At 44.0% G+C, this 16,660-nt stretch carries 15 protein-coding genes and 3 pseudogenes; 14 read left to right on the top strand and 4 right to left on the bottom strand.

What is annotated here, in order from left to right:
* Position 1: 1 nt before the first annotated feature.
* The 9 genes from rbsD to ACL02P_RS17255 all read left to right on the top strand — a co-directional run bounded on the left by rbsD (position 2) and on the right by ACL02P_RS17255 (position 8,701).
* Positions 2-397 (top strand): D-ribose pyranase, encoded by a 396-nt coding sequence (gene rbsD / locus ACL02P_RS17295; RefSeq protein ID WP_412837778.1) that lies wholly within the window; start codon positions 2-4, stop codon positions 395-397.
* A 16-nt stretch (positions 398-413) separates the two neighbouring features.
* Positions 414-1,922, top strand: a complete 1,509-nt coding sequence (locus ACL02P_RS17290) for a sugar ABC transporter ATP-binding protein (protein ID WP_009223459.1) — start codon at positions 414-416, stop codon at positions 1,920-1,922.
* Positions 1,912-2,871, top strand: coding sequence for an ABC transporter permease (locus ACL02P_RS17285; RefSeq protein WP_009223460.1), 960 nt, complete (start codon positions 1,912-1,914; stop codon positions 2,869-2,871). The genes ACL02P_RS17290 and ACL02P_RS17285 overlap by 11 nt, the downstream gene beginning before the upstream one ends.
* Positions 2,872-2,905: 34 nt before the next feature.
* Positions 2,906-3,856 (top strand): ribose ABC transporter substrate-binding protein RbsB, encoded by a 951-nt coding sequence (gene rbsB, locus ACL02P_RS17280; RefSeq protein WP_009223461.1) that lies wholly within the window; start codon positions 2,906-2,908, stop codon positions 3,854-3,856.
* Positions 3,857-4,542: 686 nt separating this feature from the next.
* The gene (locus ACL02P_RS17275; RefSeq protein ID WP_412837777.1) at positions 4,543-4,791 is read left to right on the top strand and encodes a hypothetical protein; all 249 of its coding nucleotides are present in this window, start codon (positions 4,543-4,545) and stop codon (positions 4,789-4,791) included.
* Between the two features lie 1,404 nt (positions 4,792-6,195).
* On the top strand, positions 6,196-6,744 hold the full coding sequence (locus tag ACL02P_RS17270; protein ID WP_412837776.1) for a hypothetical protein: 549 nt from the start codon (positions 6,196-6,198) through the stop codon (positions 6,742-6,744).
* Between the two features lie 77 nt (positions 6,745-6,821).
* Complete coding sequence (locus tag ACL02P_RS17265; protein WP_260070404.1) at positions 6,822-7,271, top strand: hypothetical protein; 450 nt, start codon at positions 6,822-6,824, stop codon at positions 7,269-7,271.
* Positions 7,272-7,550: 279 nt separating this feature from the next.
* A complete protein-coding gene (locus ACL02P_RS17260) occupies positions 7,551-7,841 on the top strand; it encodes a transposase (RefSeq protein ID WP_035300391.1) in 291 nt (96 codons plus the stop codon).
* Complete coding sequence (locus tag ACL02P_RS17255; protein ID WP_311202262.1) at positions 7,820-8,701, top strand: IS3 family transposase; 882 nt, start codon at positions 7,820-7,822, stop codon at positions 8,699-8,701. The genes ACL02P_RS17260 and ACL02P_RS17255 overlap by 22 nt, the downstream gene beginning before the upstream one ends.
* Before the next feature lie 159 nt (positions 8,702-8,860).
* Here the strand turns inward: ACL02P_RS17255 and ACL02P_RS17250 are convergent.
* Positions 8,861-9,133: pseudogene (locus ACL02P_RS17250) on the bottom strand (transposase); the annotation flags it as partial.
* 261 nt (positions 9,134-9,394) lie between these two features.
* Here ACL02P_RS17250 and ACL02P_RS17245 point away from each other — a divergent pair.
* The gene (locus ACL02P_RS17245; protein WP_412837775.1) at positions 9,395-9,937 is read left to right on the top strand and encodes a hypothetical protein; all 543 of its coding nucleotides are present in this window, start codon (positions 9,395-9,397) and stop codon (positions 9,935-9,937) included.
* A gap of 7 nt (positions 9,938-9,944) precedes the next feature.
* Entirely contained in the window at positions 9,945-10,229 is a 285-nt protein-coding gene (locus ACL02P_RS17240) for a hypothetical protein (protein ID WP_412837774.1), read from the top strand.
* A gap of 162 nt (positions 10,230-10,391) precedes the next feature.
* Here ACL02P_RS17240 and ACL02P_RS17235 read toward each other — a convergent pair whose 3' ends face one another.
* Complete coding sequence (locus ACL02P_RS17235; protein WP_009224685.1) at positions 10,392-11,600, bottom strand: IS4 family transposase; 1,209 nt, start codon at positions 11,598-11,600, stop codon at positions 10,392-10,394.
* 163 nt (positions 11,601-11,763) lie between these two features.
* On the opposite strand from ACL02P_RS17235, the gene ACL02P_RS17230 reads away from it, so the two are divergent.
* The 3 genes and pseudogenes from ACL02P_RS17230 (at position 11,764) to ACL02P_RS17220 (ending at position 15,124) form a co-directional block, all read left to right on the top strand.
* Entirely contained in the window at positions 11,764-12,468 is a 705-nt protein-coding gene (locus tag ACL02P_RS17230) for a hypothetical protein (protein WP_412837773.1), read from the top strand.
* Positions 12,469-12,503: 35 nt separating this feature from the next.
* Positions 12,504-13,223 carry a hypothetical protein gene (locus ACL02P_RS17225; protein ID WP_412837772.1) on the top strand — a complete coding sequence of 240 codons (720 nt, stop codon included), beginning with the start codon at positions 12,504-12,506 and terminating at the stop codon, positions 13,221-13,223.
* Positions 13,224-13,879: 656 nt separating this feature from the next.
* Positions 13,880-15,124 (top strand): annotated as a pseudogene (locus tag ACL02P_RS17220) (IS110 family transposase).
* A gap of 335 nt (positions 15,125-15,459) precedes the next feature.
* On the opposite strand, the pseudogene ACL02P_RS17215 reads toward ACL02P_RS17220, so the two are convergent.
* Together ACL02P_RS17215 and ACL02P_RS17210 are read right to left on the bottom strand one after the other, a co-directional pair.
* A pseudogene (locus ACL02P_RS17215) lies at positions 15,460-15,732 on the bottom strand (transposase); the annotation flags it as partial.
* 88 nt (positions 15,733-15,820) lie between these two features.
* Positions 15,821-16,342 carry a hypothetical protein gene (locus ACL02P_RS17210; RefSeq protein ID WP_323078218.1) on the bottom strand — a complete coding sequence of 174 codons (522 nt, stop codon included), beginning with the start codon at positions 16,340-16,342 and terminating at the stop codon, positions 15,821-15,823.
* Positions 16,343-16,660: the final 318 nt, after the last annotated feature.

Below are 16,660 nucleotides of genomic sequence, written 5' to 3'. Positions count from 1 at the left end.
GATGAAAAAAATCGGAATCATCAACAGCGAATTGTCAAGAGTGATCAGCGAACTCGGCCATACGGACACCATCGTCATTGCCGATTGCGGACTGCCGATTCCTCCCGGCGTAAGACGGATCGATCTGGCGCTGAAGCGCGGGGTGCCCGGATATGTGGAGACGCTGGAGACGATTTTGGAGGAAATGCAGGTGGAGCGGTACACGGTCGCCGCTGAAATGAAGGAGGCCAGCCCGGAATTGTACGAAAAGACGGCGCTTCTGCTTGACGGGGCGGCCGAAGGCAACGTAACGCACGAGCGGTTCAAGCAGTTGACCCGCGAGGCCAAAGCGGTCGTTCGTACCGGCGAATGTACGCCGTACGCCAACGTAATTTTGCACGCGGGAGTCATTTTTTAGGATGGGGGGGCTATAGATGAATACGCCGCTTTTGGAGATGGAAGGAATCGACAAAAGCTTTTCCGGCGTAAAAGTGCTGGAGCAGGTGAAATTTACGCTTGAAGCCGGCGAAGTGCACGCCTTGATGGGGGAAAATGGCGCTGGAAAATCGACCCTGATGAAAATATTAAACGGCATCTATACGAAAGACAGCGGAACGGTGCGGGTTAAGGGCAAGGAGCGGTCCATTTTGTCGCCGTCGGCCGCGCAGGAGCTTGGCATCGTGATGATTCACCAGGAACTGAATCTGATCCCGCATTTGACGGTGATGGAAAATATTTTTCTCGGACGGGAATTTACGCTTGGCCCCACCCGGCTGATCGATTGGCGCAAAATGAAGCGGGAGTCGGCCCGGTATTTGTCGCAGCTTGGGCTGATGATTCCTCCGGAGGCCATAGTCGGAGAATTGTCTGTTGGCCAGCAGCAGATGGTCGAAATCGCCAAGGCCCTGTCGATGAATACGGAAATTTTGGTGCTGGACGAACCGACGGCTGCGCTGACGAACCGGGAAATTGAAGGGCTGTTTCAGGTGATCGCTTCCTTGAAGCGGCAAGGGGTTGGGATGATCTACATCTCGCACCGGATGGAGGAGATTTTTCAGATTTGCGACCGGATTACGGTGATGCGGGACGGCCGCTATGTCGGAACGGAGAAGGTGGCCGAGACGAACATGGATCAAATCGTCAAAATGATGGTTGGCCGGGAAATCAAGGACCGTTTCCCTAAAGCGCACATCGATTTTGGCGAAGAGAAGCTTAGGGTGGAGAACCTCTCGCAAAAAGGTGTGTTGCACGACATCTCCTTTTCCGTCCGGGCTGGTGAAATTGTTGGCATCGCCGGCCTGATGGGAGCGGGACGCACGGAACTGGCCAAAGCGTTGTTCGGGGTATCGCCCATCGACGGCGGAACGATTGCCATCAACGGCAAGAAGGTGCAAATCCGCAAGCCGAGCGATGCGATCCGGGCCGGATTGGCGCTAGTGACGGAGGACCGGAAAGACGAAGGGCTGCTTCTTGCAATGAGCGTCCGCGACAACTTGTCGATGACCAATTTGACAGCGGTTTCAAACGGCGGATTTCTCAGCGAGGCCAAGGAACGGGAACTGGCGGACACGATGATTCAGCGGCTTCGCATCAAAACGTCAAGCGGCGCGCAGGCGGTCGGCTCGCTTAGCGGAGGCAATCAGCAAAAGGTCGTCATCGGCAAGTGGTTGGCGACGAATCCGCAGGTGCTCATTTTGGATGAGCCGACAAGAGGCGTGGACATCGGTGCGAAAAAGGAAATTTACGATCTGATGAACAAGCTTGCGGCCGAGGGCGTCGCGATTGTGATGATTTCGTCCGAGCTTCCGGAAATTCTGGGCATGAGCGACAGAATTCTGGTCATGCATGAAGGAAAGCTGACGGGGCATTTTACGAGAGAAGAGGCAACGCAGGAAAAAATTATGATCTGTGCCACAGGGGGAGGAGAACAATATGCTAGCTAAAACGCCGGGCGCCCAAACGTTGAAACGGTTCAACTTGCAAGGGATCGGGCCGCTTATCGGGCTGGCGCTCATCATGATCGCGCTGTCGATTTTTGCCGACAATTTTTTGACGGTCAACAACTTGCTTAACGTGCTTCGCCAGGTCTCGATCAACGCTCTGATTGCGTTCGGGATGACCTTTGTTATTCTGACCGGCGGCATCGACCTATCGGTCGGCTCCATTTTCGCTCTATCCAGTGCGCTTACGGCGGGGCTTATGGCCGGCGGAATGAACACCTGGCTGGCCGTGGCCGTCGGGATTGCCTCCGGAGCGGCTATGGGCGCGGTCAACGGGCTTATCGTGGCGAAAGGACGGCTGGCTCCGTTTATCGTCACGCTGGCTACGATGACGATTTACCGCGGACTTACGCTCGTTTACACCGACGGGAAGCCGATTACCGGCTTAAACAAAGATTTTGCTCTGCTTGGAAAAGGGTACTTTCTGCAAATACCGACACCGATTATTTGGATGGTTCTCGCGTTTGCAGTGGTATACATCATTCTGAAACATACTACTTTCGGCCGGCGCGTATACGCGGTCGGAAGCAATGAGGAGGCGACATGGCTATCGGGGATTAGCACATCCAAAGTCAAATTGCTGGTCTACTCGATCAGCGGCCTGCTGGCATCGATCAGCGGCCTCATCCTCACCTCGCGGTTGAACTCCGCGCAGCCGACGGCAGGCGTCTCTTATGAGCTGGACGCCATCGCGGCGGTCGTGCTTGGTGGAACGAGCTTGTCGGGCGGCAAAGGCTGGATCGTCGGGACATTGATCGGCGCCGTCATTATCGGCGTGCTGAACAACGGTCTGAACTTGCTTAACGTATCGTCGTTCTATCAACAAGTCGTAAAAGGGGCTGTCATTCTGATCGCGGTGCTTCTCGACCGTTCGAAAACAAGAACAGCGTAAAAGCGCAAAATTAAACGAAAAGGAGCCTGGAAAAATGAAAAAGTATGGTATCGTATGGCCGCTAACGCTTGCTTTGTTTCTCTTGCTTGCCGCGTGCACGACAGGGAATGAAGGCGGGACGGCAGGCAACGCCGGGAATGCCGCTGGCAAGGGGGATAACGGCGGCAAAGTGAAAATCGGTTTGTCGATCTCCACGCAAAACAATCCGTTTTTCGTCACTTTGAAGGAAGGAGCGGAGAAAGCGGCTCAGGCCGCCGGCGCGGAACTGATCGTCGTCGATGCGCAAGACGACACCTCGAAACAAATCAGCGGCATCGAAGATTTGATTCAGCAACAAGTGGATGTGATCCTCATTAATCCTACCGATAGCGACGCCGTCGTGACGGCGGTAGAATCGGCCAACAACGCCAATATTCCGGTCATTACGGTAGACCGGGCGGCAAACGGCGGCACCGTCGTATCGCACATCGCTTCCGACAACGTAGCGGGCGGCAAAATGGCCGGGGAGTTCATTCTCGAAAAACTCGGCGGCAAAGGGAACATCGTTGAACTGCAAGGCATTGCCGGCACATCGGCAGCGCGGGATCGCGGCGAAGGTTTCCACAGCGCCGTGGACGGCAAAGACGGCGTGAAAGTCGTCGCTTCGCAGCCGGCCGATTTTGACCGGGCCAAAGGGCTGACGGTTATGGAAAATATTTTGCAAAGCAACAGCGACGTTCAGGCGGTATTCGCCCACAACGACGAAATGGCGCTCGGGGCGCTGCAGGCGATTGAAGCCGCAGGCAAAAAAGACATTATCGTCGTCGGTTTCGACGCCACGGACGACGCGGTAAGCGCCGTGAATAGCGGCACGATGGCGGCTACGGTAGCGCAAAAGCCGGAATTGATCGGCCAGAAGGCGATCGAAACGGCGATGAAAGTGGCCGCAGGCGAGCAGGTAGAAAGCTCGATTCCGGTCGAGCTGGAGCTTGTGACTAAGCAATAACGCGGAAGCCGCCGCTGGCGAATGGGTTGTAAAATTCAATATAATCAGCGAGGTTTGTTTTGAACTAAGAAAAGAATGGACAGGCTTGCGCCCCAATGCGGGTCATGTGAATGAATAACGCTTGAACTGTGGTTGCCCCCATTCTTTTCTATCCTTATCTAATTGTGAACACGAACCAACGTCAGGAAACGGTGCGATTTGTGTGCAACGGGCGGTTTGTGAGGTAAGGGTGGACGAGCTATATGGAGCCTGAATCAGCCGGTCCGAGGGGGCCGGTTTTCTGCTTCTTCTGGATTCGGAGTCTTGAGTGTTGCCGTTTTAGTGAAAAAATATGAATACCTCATCAGGACAAGATAAATACTCCTGAATATGAAGAGCAGAGCAAATCTTGGATTGAAAAGAGAATGTTCTACTTATCGGATTGATCGGTTCTTGTTCTACTGAATAATGTCATTAAATATGGAAATATTCACTAATTTGTAAAATTAAAAACACATTCAATGTGTTGATATGAATTACTTGTTGGTTCAAAATAATAGTTAATGAGTTCCAGAATTTAGGAGATTGCTTACGATGTACAAACAATCTAAATTTAATCTTTATTTTGACAGCTTTGAAGCAATTAGGAATTAAATACCTTAGTCGATAAAAACACCCTATCTAAAGGAGAAAAACAACGTCTTGAATTGACAAGAATAATCTTATCTAAACCGCAACTAATCATTTTAGATGAGCCTACTTCCGGGCTCGATGATTTGACAGAACAAATCGTATGGGAAAACTTTCGTAGAGAATGTAATGACTCGACTATTCTTTATACAACACATCACAAAAAAATCATCTATAGTACTGACCGAGTTCTACAAATAAGTAATGGAAAAATAAACAATGCTGTGAATATAACAGAAAATTATAGTCTACGTTTCCAAACTTAAATATAAATCCCATAACCAGTGAACTGTTAGTTTGTTAGTTTCAGCTAGAAAATTAGATTAGTATCAGAAAATAATTTTGATAGTTGAGACAGAAAAATAACTACTTAGGAGATCTAATGGAAGTAAAGAAGAAACGACTCAATCTATTTTCTTATGAAGATACCATAAATGTGAATAAAAAAGATGGTAATATTCTGATTTTGTATTATGTGTATCTAATGACGTGTACGTATCTGTTTGGGTTAATGATGTTCAGCACGAATTTATTATATGATTCCCCGCTAGACTTCCATTCCTCGTTGAAATCAATGTATTCGTCTTAATATTCTATACTCGGCTTTACCAAAAATACGGTTTTCATAAAACAGTCCCCCAATTGTTAATTCCCTTGAATTACACCACATGGAATGAGTACTGACGGTAGATAGGTCTATTTAAACAATGAACGGTTAATTGGGCTATCATTCACCGTTAGCGGAATCAATGTTTCTTTTTATGAAATAGAACATGTTTCTTAAAGGACTATCTTTCTCAACATTCGGATGATAGAAAATTGCAATAAAATCCATCCCGATTTTAGTGTACAGCACCCCACATGTGACGAGTAGACAGTGACAACAAATTACAGGAATAGCATTTGCTCAATTGAAGAGGCAACTGAACATGCCGTCCTTTTTATTTTATCATGTAGCCACCCACCAGTGCCTGATCATGCGATTTCCTTCAGACCGTGAAAGATAAAAGATTGAGACCTGCGAGAAATTTTCTTCAAATATCATGTGCGTACGCATCTACAAAAGAAAAGCCCTCAACCGTTGGCGGGGGCAGAAAAAGGGGCTTTTCGCTGTTTAGTATTGGTAGCTGAAAGATGCGTGTTCCCGTGCCCAGCTTACTGACTCAATTTCAAGAGCAGCTTGAAACATGTCCAATTCATTCTGGCAATCTTCCATAGACCATACCTCCACATCAACTTACTTACTAGCAGGGTCGGATTCTTAACTTAGCAAACCAATAGCAAAATAACGAGGAAGCAAAGTATTATCATCCTGAAATATTTTTGGATAAAAAAGTCAAAACAATCCCAAATAATAGTATAGTCTATAAATAATAGTAAAATATTAAAAATAACTTGAAAAAACGCCCAATATATGAAAAAATATAATTGTAAGAAATTGGTGATAAGCTGGCCAGCTGAATCATAAAAAGCCTCAATAATTATTAGCACGATTAAACGAGTATCTTCAAGATCACGGATATCCTATTATTGTAATTCAAAATCTTGAACTTGAACAAAAGAAGGATATAGTTGCACAAAATGGTTCGTATGCTGGTCATTACGCAGAATCCTCTTACATTGGTGACGGTGAAATAACTACGCAACAACTTGGCACAAATTTTACTCATATGATCTCTTTGAGTCAAGTTACTGCAGCAGCTGGAAAAGTTGATTTTTTGGTAAATTACAATTGGGATTGGAATTATGGACCTACTTTTACTTCTGATGATCAATGGGGACTAGCATGGACAGATGACTTCGATGCATATCCATCAACAGCTAAGTATTCTTATAAAACCTTTGGATTTAGCCAATCAAATCCAGCAATACGTGCCGAAACTGCCGGAAACCAAATTACTGGATATAACACGTATACTCCCGGAGCAGGAATTGGATGGTCAGTAAATTTAATACAAGCATTTCAGCAAAATGGGACAACCTTTATAGTTGATCGTAATAAAGGATGGTCGCAAATAAAAATTGGAAAAGCCCATAATGGAAGTGGAAAAATCGACTCTTCCTCTATTGTAGGAAAATATTTTCATAAATATTTGGCTGCTAATGGCTCTTTGTCATTTGATAAGTCTGGACCTTCCGTCGGTATTTCTTATGATTGGGCTTATGACTCTTCTAATGATTATGGCTATCAATGGGATTGGTATCATAAAAATTACTAATTTTTATCACAAGACAAGCGAATTGAACTTTGCATTCAATTCGCTTGTCTTCGACATTATTTAGGGTGGCGAAAAAATTGATTAAATTATCAAGAAAAAGGAAAGTTATGTTATCAAGTATTGTATTCGGTATTGTTTTAATTGTTGCCTGTTTATTGTTAATAAATAGTAGATCGACGACTATAAGTGAAGCATTATACTCTGGAAAATCAAAAAATTGGGAAGTGACTATAAGATTCACAAAGGAAGGGAATCATTACATCGAAAACCCTACTGTCAAGTACATTGGAAATGAAAAAGTATCTGAATTGCAGGTAGAGATTAATTACAAAGGAGATAATGGGAATTTTAATCCCTCTAATACAATAAAGAAAATCAATTACTTTAATGTTAATGAAGTAGTTCCTTTAGTTACAAAAAACAAAGTTCCCAATTATAAGAACTTAAAGAATGTTATTCTTCGTTGGCACAACGAAGTGAACTCCTTTGAAGAAGGAATTGTATTGTCAGAAGTAAATGTGCACTGATCAGATTAAGTTTTCCTTATATTTACAAGTCAAGCGAGTGTTTGTATAATTGTTTGGTTGCGGTAAAAGCGACTACGGGAATGGGATAATGTTTATGTCATTTGTGCATTTTGCAACCGAAGGGGCTGTCCAAAAAGTCAGTGAAAGCTGACCGCTGGACGCTCCGTTTTTATTGAATGTTAAAAAGAAGAAAAAAATCACCAATTCTTGGACTTTCATCAATCCTCTTTACACGGAGTTAAGACTAAGGATAACTTTGTGTAAAGGGGGTGTTTTTCAATGGTGCGTAAAAAGTATGACAAAGCCTTCAAGATAGCTGCCGTGATGCAGATCATGGATGAAGGAAAGAAGGTCTCCCATGTTGCGAAGGCTTTAGGCATTCTTCCTACGATGCTGAGCCGATGGGTGTATGAATATCAAACACACGGTGATGAAGCATTTACAGGTAACGGGAAACCAATCGCCAACAAGGATCTCGAAATCAGACGGCTACAAAAGCGCTTGGAAGAACTCGAAAGGGAGAATGAGATTTTAAAAAAGTTTCAGGCATTCTTGAAGGAGCCCGAGTAGCCAAGTATCGGTTTATTCAAAGCCACGTAAAAACCTATCCCGTCCGGCTCATGTGTAAAGTGCTTGGAATCAGCCCCCAAGGGTATTATGACTGGAAGAAACGCAGAAAAAGTCAACGAACCATCGACCAGGAAATTCTCGAGGAAGCCATTTTGCAAGTGTACAAAGCATTCAAGGGTCGATATGGCAGTCCCCGGATCGCTTTAGAGTTGTGCAAACGCGGCTTGTTTACCAGCAAGAACCGTGTCGCTCGCCTGATGCAGCGGATGGGACTGGCTGCCGTTTCTTATCGAAAACGAAGTCGGATCGGACGAAAATCAAAAGGATCGGGAATCATGGACAATTTAGTGAAACGTGCGTTTGAAGCCCAAACGAAAAACACGCTCTGGGTTGGAGATATCACTTACCTTCCCCTTCAGCATGGATTTCTCTATCTGGCCACTTATCTTGATGTATTTTCAAGGAAAGTTGTCGGTTGGGCAATGAACACCCGAATGACCGAACAGTTGGTGATAGACGCCTTTTTGCAAGCCGTTGGAAGGGAACGTCCGTCAGCAGGACTGATTGTACATACGGATCGAGGTTCGCAATATACAAGCCGACGTTACCAAAGCACCTTGGCAGCACATGGAGCCATCCTCAGCATGTCCCGCTTGGGAGATCCATATGACAATGCCGTGATGGAGAGCTTTTACAAAACGTTAAAACGCGAACTGATGCCGGAAACAAGAAAGTTCACCAATGAAAAGGAAGCGCGAAATGCAGTCTTCGAGTACATCGAAATGTTTTATAATACGAAAAGAATGCATTCCGCATTGGGTTATATGAGCCCAGTGGAATATGAAAAACAACATTCATAACAGATTGGTCTTAACTTCGTGTCAAGTAAATTAGGGAAAGTCCATCTTGAATAATGAGAGTCTGTCAAGAATTTTGTGTAAACACTCCTAGTGAAAATGCCGGAATCAATTAACGTAGATGGGGGCCGATGCGATCCGGAAAGAAAACGGAGAGCTGTTACGATCGCGGGGCACACGAATCTCCTGTTCACCGTATTCACTGGTGATCATCTTCTTGCTCTTCCCATTGCGACTATTCTTTGTCTGCTTATTTGCAACGTCGTGCTTAGCATAGCCCAGCTCATGATCAAGCTCCGCCTCCAACATTTCTTGCAGCGTGTCGGCAAACAATTCTTTTAGGGCAGACTGAACATCCGCCATTGTTTTTAAATCGTTGTCTTTAATGAAGGCTTTCACTTGATCTCTGCTGAACTTTGGGGCCACTGTGTTCATCCTTTCCATCCAACCTTTCTCAATCGATAAATAATCGAGCGGTTTTCTGAATTTCAGAGATTAAGGCTGGTTTGTTGGCATAGGATGGCATGGACGGCGTCCTCCGCGTCAGTTTTGCGTTTATCATATCATTCCAAAAGATCTTTATACTAGGGAGTTTATTTCTTTTTTTGTTAAAAATGGGTCTTTACTATTAAAGTAAATAGAGTTAACATTGGGATATATTAGAAAATATGTATGTGTAATTGGGTGATCCTTTGTATGCTTAAAAAGTGGTATGTTCTAGGAGCTTTATTCGTGTGTTCCTTTTCAATTATATATATTATTTTTCTATTACAACAAGAATCATACAGTAAAATAAATAACATCCAAATTGAACAGCTTAAGAGTGCTGAAAATATTGAGATACTTGATGTAAAAGTAAATAACGAATATGAAAAACCTTTCGCCTATGTTTTTTATAAAAGAGGCACCACTTTAGGAGCTTGCACATTAAGAGTCATTAATAAAAGGCTAGACTATCATATGGATTTAATGATCAATGAGGATCCAAGTAATCCTGTCCAAGTTTTTGGAGTTAGAACGGGTTTCCCCTACCAAATGATACAAATTAATGATAATAAACTTCTCCAAGAAGGCAGCTATATATATGCAACATTTAATCAAAGAAAGTGGCATCGATTAAAGATTAAAGCTCCGAAAAGAAGCTACATAATTTCTGGGGATTATGATGAAGGCTCAACAGGAAGTTCTTCGGTTGAAATCTATAACAAAAAAAATCAACAGATATTTGACAATAGGTGACGTAGTTATGAAAAAAAAGTTAATCGGTATTATTACCTCTTTTAGTATTTTGATCTTCTTGGCTATTTTAATACTCTATTTATCTAAAGGTCAGGTAGATCCCGACGCACCTAATAGTCTACAAGAATATAATAAAAGCCAGATATCAAGTGTTGATTTATATAATCTCTATTATTTATCTCAAACCTTATATCTGATTAATGACAATAAAAAGCAAACAATATCTACAAAAATAAAAGATATATCTTCTGATGGTTATTTACAAAGAAGTAATCCTGGACTTTTGCACTAGCCTTGCATCTAAAGTGACATGGTATTTAATTAATTGTTAATATTAGTTATATCAGCTTATTGTATTAAAATTTTCCATTTCTATTTCCCGCCAATGTGCTAAAAGGGTAACAGGACGTGAAGTGTAGTCATGTTACCAAAAATTAGTAGATGAATCGTTCGGTTACTCTAGTACCATCTTGACGCTCTTGAGCTTCAACGGATGTTTTCTCGGCCTTCCTGGCCGCCCTTTCTTACGCCGGCCTTTGGATGGCCGAGACGGCGGTCGTAACACAGCTTGTTGAAACTCTTCCCACGATCGCTCAGCATATAAGCGCATGCGTTTCAAGATCTGCCATAAGCTTAGATCCGTTTGCATCTCTAACTTGATCAACAGCACCAAGCTGTACGCGATCAACGCCAGATAGATTTGGTTCCAGATGGCGGTCTGGTTTGCGCTGTAGATCTTCACCAGCCTCAGATGTTGCTTGATCCATTTGAAGAACAACTCGATCAACCATCGATAGCGGTAGATCTCGCTAATCTCTTGGGCAGAGCGATCCTGCACATTGGTCAGCAAGCGGTAGGTCCGTTTCTGCTCATCCGTAAACTCGATCAGTCGGGCTTGGAGGTAATGCGTCTGCTTCTGCTTATCGTTCCACTGGATCTCGACGTCCGCATCTATCGTGATGGGAAAACCCTCAGGAACCGCTCGCTGATGGAGGATGGTCACCTTGTTCTTGGTCTGCAATCTGGCCACAAACCTCATCTGTTGGTGAATCAGCGATTCATATAGCTCGTACTGGATATACCCGCGATCCATCACATGAATCGCATCGTCCGCCACCACCAGATCAAGAGCGACTTCCTGATCACTCACCGCCGCTGTGCTGTTGATGATCTTGCCGGGAAACACCGTTTCGCGATCGGCCACCACGAGCTGGGTATGGATCTTGACCGCATTTTGCTCTTTGCTCCAGTACGCCCAGCGTCCAGCTAGGGTAGGCAAGGTAAGCACGGTGGAGTCGAGAATCCGGAGCTTGCCGATATTCGGGATCCCTTGCTTCTGCTTGGTGATCTCCTGGATGCGTGCGATGTTGCAGAGAAAGATCGCTTGTAACAGATCCGTCGGGAGTTGCTTGATCTTTCGTGAAAGCTGAGAGGCACTGATCGACTTCAGATGGTCGTCCTGCAGATCCGGCATGATGCGAAGGTGTTCCGAGATTTCATCATAGCTGGTACGCCCTGCAAGCTGAGACTCCACAAAAATCTGAATGGCTTTACCGGTTGTAAGTTTGCGAGTGCGATGGTCGGCAAGCAGGCCGCGGTATTCTCCGACATTCAGCAAATTTAGGCATTTACAAATGACTGATTTTGAGTTATTGTTACCCATGCTATGGTCTCCTTCTGTTATGGAGTGGGTAACATGCCTACACCTTAACAATAGGAGATTTTTTTATGAGCAACCAGAAGAATACCAGTAATAGCAACCATATTTAGGATATTTTACAAACAATTTTTCTGTAATTTCTCATGTCAGGTTTGGTGCAAGGCTAGTGGGACTTTTGTATGATATTTGGTTATACATAGAGCTTTTGAGTGAACATAAGGTTAATTGCCCTAGAGAAGAGAAGGAATTAATCCTTGATTTATTAGAGGAAATGCAGAGTAAAGAAGGTTTCTTTAGGAGTAATTTATCAGAAAGTACTTCAGGTAATATGAGTAGTTATTTATTAAATACCAAGATGGCACTTGATATATTTAGCTATTTCGAAATTAGAAATCGACAGACCGATACTGCATTAAATTGGATTAAACAGAATACTAAAAATATCATTAATTTTAATAATCCTGACCTGATATCAGATGGAAGTTTTTTATATATTATATCTTATTTGGAAAATAGGTATGATATAGATCTGCTTTCTGATACTGAACTTATTGAATTAACTCAAAAAATAAAGGGGATTTATCCTGATTACCCAGACAGCATCGAGAAATTTGATACAGTGATAAATATAAATAATTCACTAAATATTGGTTTAAGTGTAAATAAAAAAGTGATTGAAAACTATTTGCTTTCAACTCAACTTAAGAACGGGGCGTTTCCACTATATGGAATAGGGGAGCGGGCTGATAGTTTAACTACGTACCTAAGCATAAAAACAATGAAACAATTAAACCTAAAAATAGCACATAAAGATGAGCTAAATAAATGGTTATATGATCAAATATATAAAATACTTAAGATATCAATTTAACAATTGATATAATTAAAAACGAAAGGAAGAAGAAAATGAAGTTGTTAAAAGTTATTACTGTATTGTTGTTGTTTGCTAGCATGCTACCTGTAAGTGTTATTTCTGCAGCTGATGGTCAAGAATCTGCTCCTATTATAGTTAAGACAGAAAAATTAAATTACGAAGGAGAAAATTTTGAGTTAGTTACTTGGAAAAACAATGATGGATCAATTTACTACACAATACCTACTAATGTTAAAAACAAAGAGAAGATCGCTGAATATACAAATAACTATATTATGGGAGATAGAGGAAAAGAATTTTCGACACAAGGATGGAAACATGATTGGAATGAGTTCTATGAAAATTGGGATAGAGACGGGAAGATTCAATGGAGTATTAGCGGATTTAATGAAGAAGCTTATTTAGCTCCTATTACGGAAAATAGAGTAGTAATAAATGATGGAGCGATTTTAGCTTCTTACGCAGGATCTGGAAATGCAGATAAAATTGTTGTTAGATACTCATATACATTTAATGGCACAGGCCTTGACATCTCTTTCCCACCAACCTTAAAAGTAGAGAGTACTAAAGTTTCTTGGACCTCAGACGCTGTTACTAATACATGGTATGTCTCTACTCCATCTAAAGGAGGACAGGGGAAATCGCGTTTATTAATTTTAGACACAGATATAGAAGCAGGTGCTGATATATATAAAGGTTCATATATATATCGACCTTATGTAAATGATACGCTCGGATATCCTTACCCGTGATAAGTGATCAGAAGTCACGAGGCAAAAATCGAGAAAGTAAGCTGTTAGAAGATACACCCTAGTTAGAATTTATTATTCGAAAAATAGTCGGCTTTGGATAACTTACTCCTAGCCGACTTTTTTGTTAATTTGAGCTCCGGTAGGTTTGAAGGAATGCAATCTAATGAGGTCATTCTTGAATCGTTTTGATTTTGTTGCAAACGGTTTGTTAGTGAGCAGTTTATTCAAGTGGTTTCAAGTAGAAATTCCATAGATTTGTATCCTCGTATAGTATCTTTAAAAAGCTCTTTTAGGTTCATTTCCATCCCCCCGGGGGATGGAAAACAGCCTCCAAATTTCCAGCTTGTTCTTTGAAAATTCCATCAGGGACTGGACTTTCCGGTATGCCTCTGGACAATGGAACGTAGGGTCCATTCGGGGAAATCCTTCTGCCTCCAGTAGCATCGTCTACTCCTTAAGTCTGTTTCTCCGGTACGCGTCTGAGCTTCTTACCCGCTGGCTGTTCCCTTCGGCATCCCATGCCCGGTTTTAGCAGATCCGGGGCAGCTCATGGCCCGAAGTGTGTCCTCATACGCGAGGGTGATAGATCTGCGCGTGCGCCGGAGGCATCCCGGAGCGTCCATTCCCTGAATCCCTAGCGAAAGGAGGAATTTCACTTGAAGCTTTTTGTCGGTATTGACGTGAGCTCGCAAGAGCTCGAAGCGTGTTTCATGAACGCTGACGGTGACAAGCTTGAGACACTCACCGTCAAAAACAATTTGAATGGCGCCTCGCACTTGCGTGACTAAATCGTCGCTGCAGCGGACAAGTTGGCCGTCACCGAGATTCACATCGGCTTGGAAGCCACTTCCGTCTACAGCTGGCACCCTGCCATGTACCTGCATCAGGATCCAGCGCTTCGAGAGCGCAAGGCCAAGGTGTTCACCTTGAACCCCAAGCTCATCAGCAAGTTCAGAGAAGCCTATGCGGATATGGACAAGACCGACCGGCTCGACGCCTGGGTCATTGCGGATCGCCTGCGCTTCGGCCGCCTGACGACCACCATCGTCATGCAGGAGCAGTATGTCGCCCTTCAACGCCTCACGCGCATGCGTTTCCACTTGGTCCATAACTTGGCTCGCGAGAAGCAGTACTTCTTGCAGAACCTGTTCTACAAGTGCAGTGCGTTTACAACCGAGGTCGACAGCTCCGTGTTTGGCCATGCGCTCATGGAGATGCTCTCCGAGAAGTTCAGCCTCGATGACATCGCCGAGATGGACGTGGCCGATCTGGCCGACTATCTGCGGGACAAGGGACGCAATCGTTTCCCCGATCCCGAGCGGGTCGCCCGCTGCATTCAGCAAGCTGCCCGCGCCTCCTATCGGCTGTCCAAGGTCGTGGAGGATTCGATTGACCTGGTGCTCGGCACCTCCATCGAATCCATCCGCAGCATCCAGAAGCAGCTCAAGGATCTCGACAAAGCGATCGAGCGGGTCCTCGACGGCATTCAAGGCGCTCAGTGCTTGCTGTCAGTGCCCGGCATCGGCAAAGTCTATGCAGCCGGTCTGCTCGGCGAACTCGGCGATATTGAACGGTTCAAGGATCAAGCCGCCGTCGCCAAGTACGCGGGTCTGACGTGGCGCAGGCACCAGTCCGGCGTCTTCGAGGCGGAGGACACCGCCCGCATCAAATCCGGCAACCGATTCCTGCGCTACTACCTCGTTGAAGCTGCCAACTCGGTTAGGATGCGCGATGAAGAATTCGGTGAATATTACCGGAAGAAGTATCACGAAGTGCCCAAGAATCAACACAAACGCGCCCTCGTCTTAACGGCAAGAAAACTCGTGCGTCTGGTCGATGTGCTGCTACGCAGCGGCCAACTCTACACGCCACGGAAGAAGGTAACGACTGCGAAGGATTGACGCCCCCTTTGCCCAAAGTCCTTTACAATTCCAAGTAAAAATCTGGTATCTGACATGGTTTTTGGCTGGGTTTGGTTTGATGCGCCCTTTTTTCGTGACTCCGCGCTCAACAGGCACGGGAAATTTCCAATTCGATTAAATCAACAGCTTGACATCATACCGCTGGACTTAAGTAGCAAATTTACTTTAACATTGAAATTACCCAGGAATTAATTTCATTTCCTGTAAGATCTGAGTCTGTCAAGAATTTTGTGTAAACACTCCTAGTGAAAATGCCGGAATCAATTAACGTAGATGGGGGCCGATGCGATCCGGAAAGAAAACGGAGAGCTGTTACGATCGCGGGGCACACGAATCTCCTGTTCACCGTATTCACTGGTGATCATCTTCTTGCTCTTCCCATTGCGACTATTCTTTGTCTGCTTATTTGCAACGTCGTGCTTAGCATAGCCCAGCTCATGATCAAGCTCCGCCTCCAACATTTCTTGCAGCGTGTCGGCAAACAATTCTTTTAGGGCAGACTGAACATCCACCATTGTTTTTAAATCGTTGTTTTTAATGAAGGCTTTCACTTGATCTCTGCTGAACTTTGGGGCCACTGTGTTCATCCTTTCCATCCAACCTTTCTCCTAGTTTAATAGATTGGTTAGAGAGTTTACACAGTTTATTTTACAGACCCTGGTTAGTTGAAGTTAATTACCATCCACCCACTGCTTCCGCGAACATCTCAAATTGCTTGTCTTCCGTATACTCATTTGTTATGCGACCCTCAGAGGTATAAGATAGCCCATTATGACGTGTATAAATATACAAATTATCTTGAACTTTTGTATACAATAGCTCAAGGTTATTTATATTTTTAGTTTGCATCTCATTAGCGTGCTCAACTTCAACTTTGCTTATGGATATCGTTAAAACTTTCTCACCATCATAAGGACCATAAATTATCGATACGTTTGAATCCGTATTTACATTTTTAGTGAGTTTTCCCTTCTCATCCGTGTACGAAATAATGACAGTATTTCGGAGCCCTTCTTCTGTCTCTTTGTCAAGATTAACAAGGACTTCTTTTACTTCCAAACCCTGAATAACTGGTACTTTTGCAGTATCAATATATTCTTTTATCATGTCATTCGTTTTTGTAAGATTATCTTTTGAAGAACAACCTAAAATTGTCATTAGCAATAAAACAACCACCATAACTTTTTCTTTTTTCATGGTTCCTCCCACTATAAATTAATGTTTTCTTTCATTTGCTTACGATTTCTTAGATTTTCAACTTCGACGTTTTCGAGAGATGGAGATATTATGTTTATATGACATATTTTTCTGGTGGAGCCGATGGCAGGAATAGAGTTTGGAACCCATTTTCCAATCTATGGATAACATCGGTATGTTCGCACCTTGGATATCCACACCATTCCCTTGACGGCTTACCCTCCCATGTCACACTGGGTCATAGCCCTCACATTCCTTCGTCCTGCCTCTCAAGGGGTGGACGCCGCTTCTTGCTCCTTTACTGGGTCGTTGCCCTTA

Source organism: Paenibacillus sp. MB22_1, assembly GCF_047200555.1.
In the GTDB taxonomy this organism is placed as follows: Bacteria; Bacillota; Bacilli; order Paenibacillales; family Paenibacillaceae; genus Fontibacillus; species Fontibacillus phoenicis.
This window is presented reverse-complemented; position numbering and strand designations above follow the sequence as displayed.

Coding starts and splice junctions, on each gene's coding strand:
- ACL02P_RS17245 (WP_412837775.1), top strand. CDS start 9,395: ATGCTTAAAAAGTGGTATGTTCTAGGAGCTTTATTCGTGTGTTCCTTT.
- ACL02P_RS17225 (WP_412837772.1), top strand. CDS start 12,504: ATGAAGTTGTTAAAAGTTATTACTGTATTGTTGTTGTTTGCTAGCATG.
- ACL02P_RS17240 (WP_412837774.1), top strand. CDS start 9,945: ATGAAAAAAAAGTTAATCGGTATTATTACCTCTTTTAGTATTTTGATC.
- ACL02P_RS17285 (WP_009223460.1), top strand. CDS start 1,912: ATGCTAGCTAAAACGCCGGGCGCCCAAACGTTGAAACGGTTCAACTTG.
- ACL02P_RS17290 (WP_009223459.1), top strand. CDS start 414: ATGAATACGCCGCTTTTGGAGATGGAAGGAATCGACAAAAGCTTTTCC.
- rbsB (WP_009223461.1), top strand. CDS start 2,906: ATGAAAAAGTATGGTATCGTATGGCCGCTAACGCTTGCTTTGTTTCTC.
- ACL02P_RS17270 (WP_412837776.1), top strand. CDS start 6,196: ATGATCTCTTTGAGTCAAGTTACTGCAGCAGCTGGAAAAGTTGATTTT.
- ACL02P_RS17260 (WP_035300391.1), top strand. CDS start 7,551: ATGGTGCGTAAAAAGTATGACAAAGCCTTCAAGATAGCTGCCGTGATG.
- ACL02P_RS17210 (WP_323078218.1), bottom strand. CDS start 16,342: ATGAAAAAAGAAAAAGTTATGGTGGTTGTTTTATTGCTAATGACAATT.
- rbsD (WP_412837778.1), top strand. CDS start 2: ATGAAAAAAATCGGAATCATCAACAGCGAATTGTCAAGAGTGATCAGC.
- ACL02P_RS17235 (WP_009224685.1), bottom strand. CDS start 11,600: ATGGGTAACAATAACTCAAAATCAGTCATTTGTAAATGCCTAAATTTG.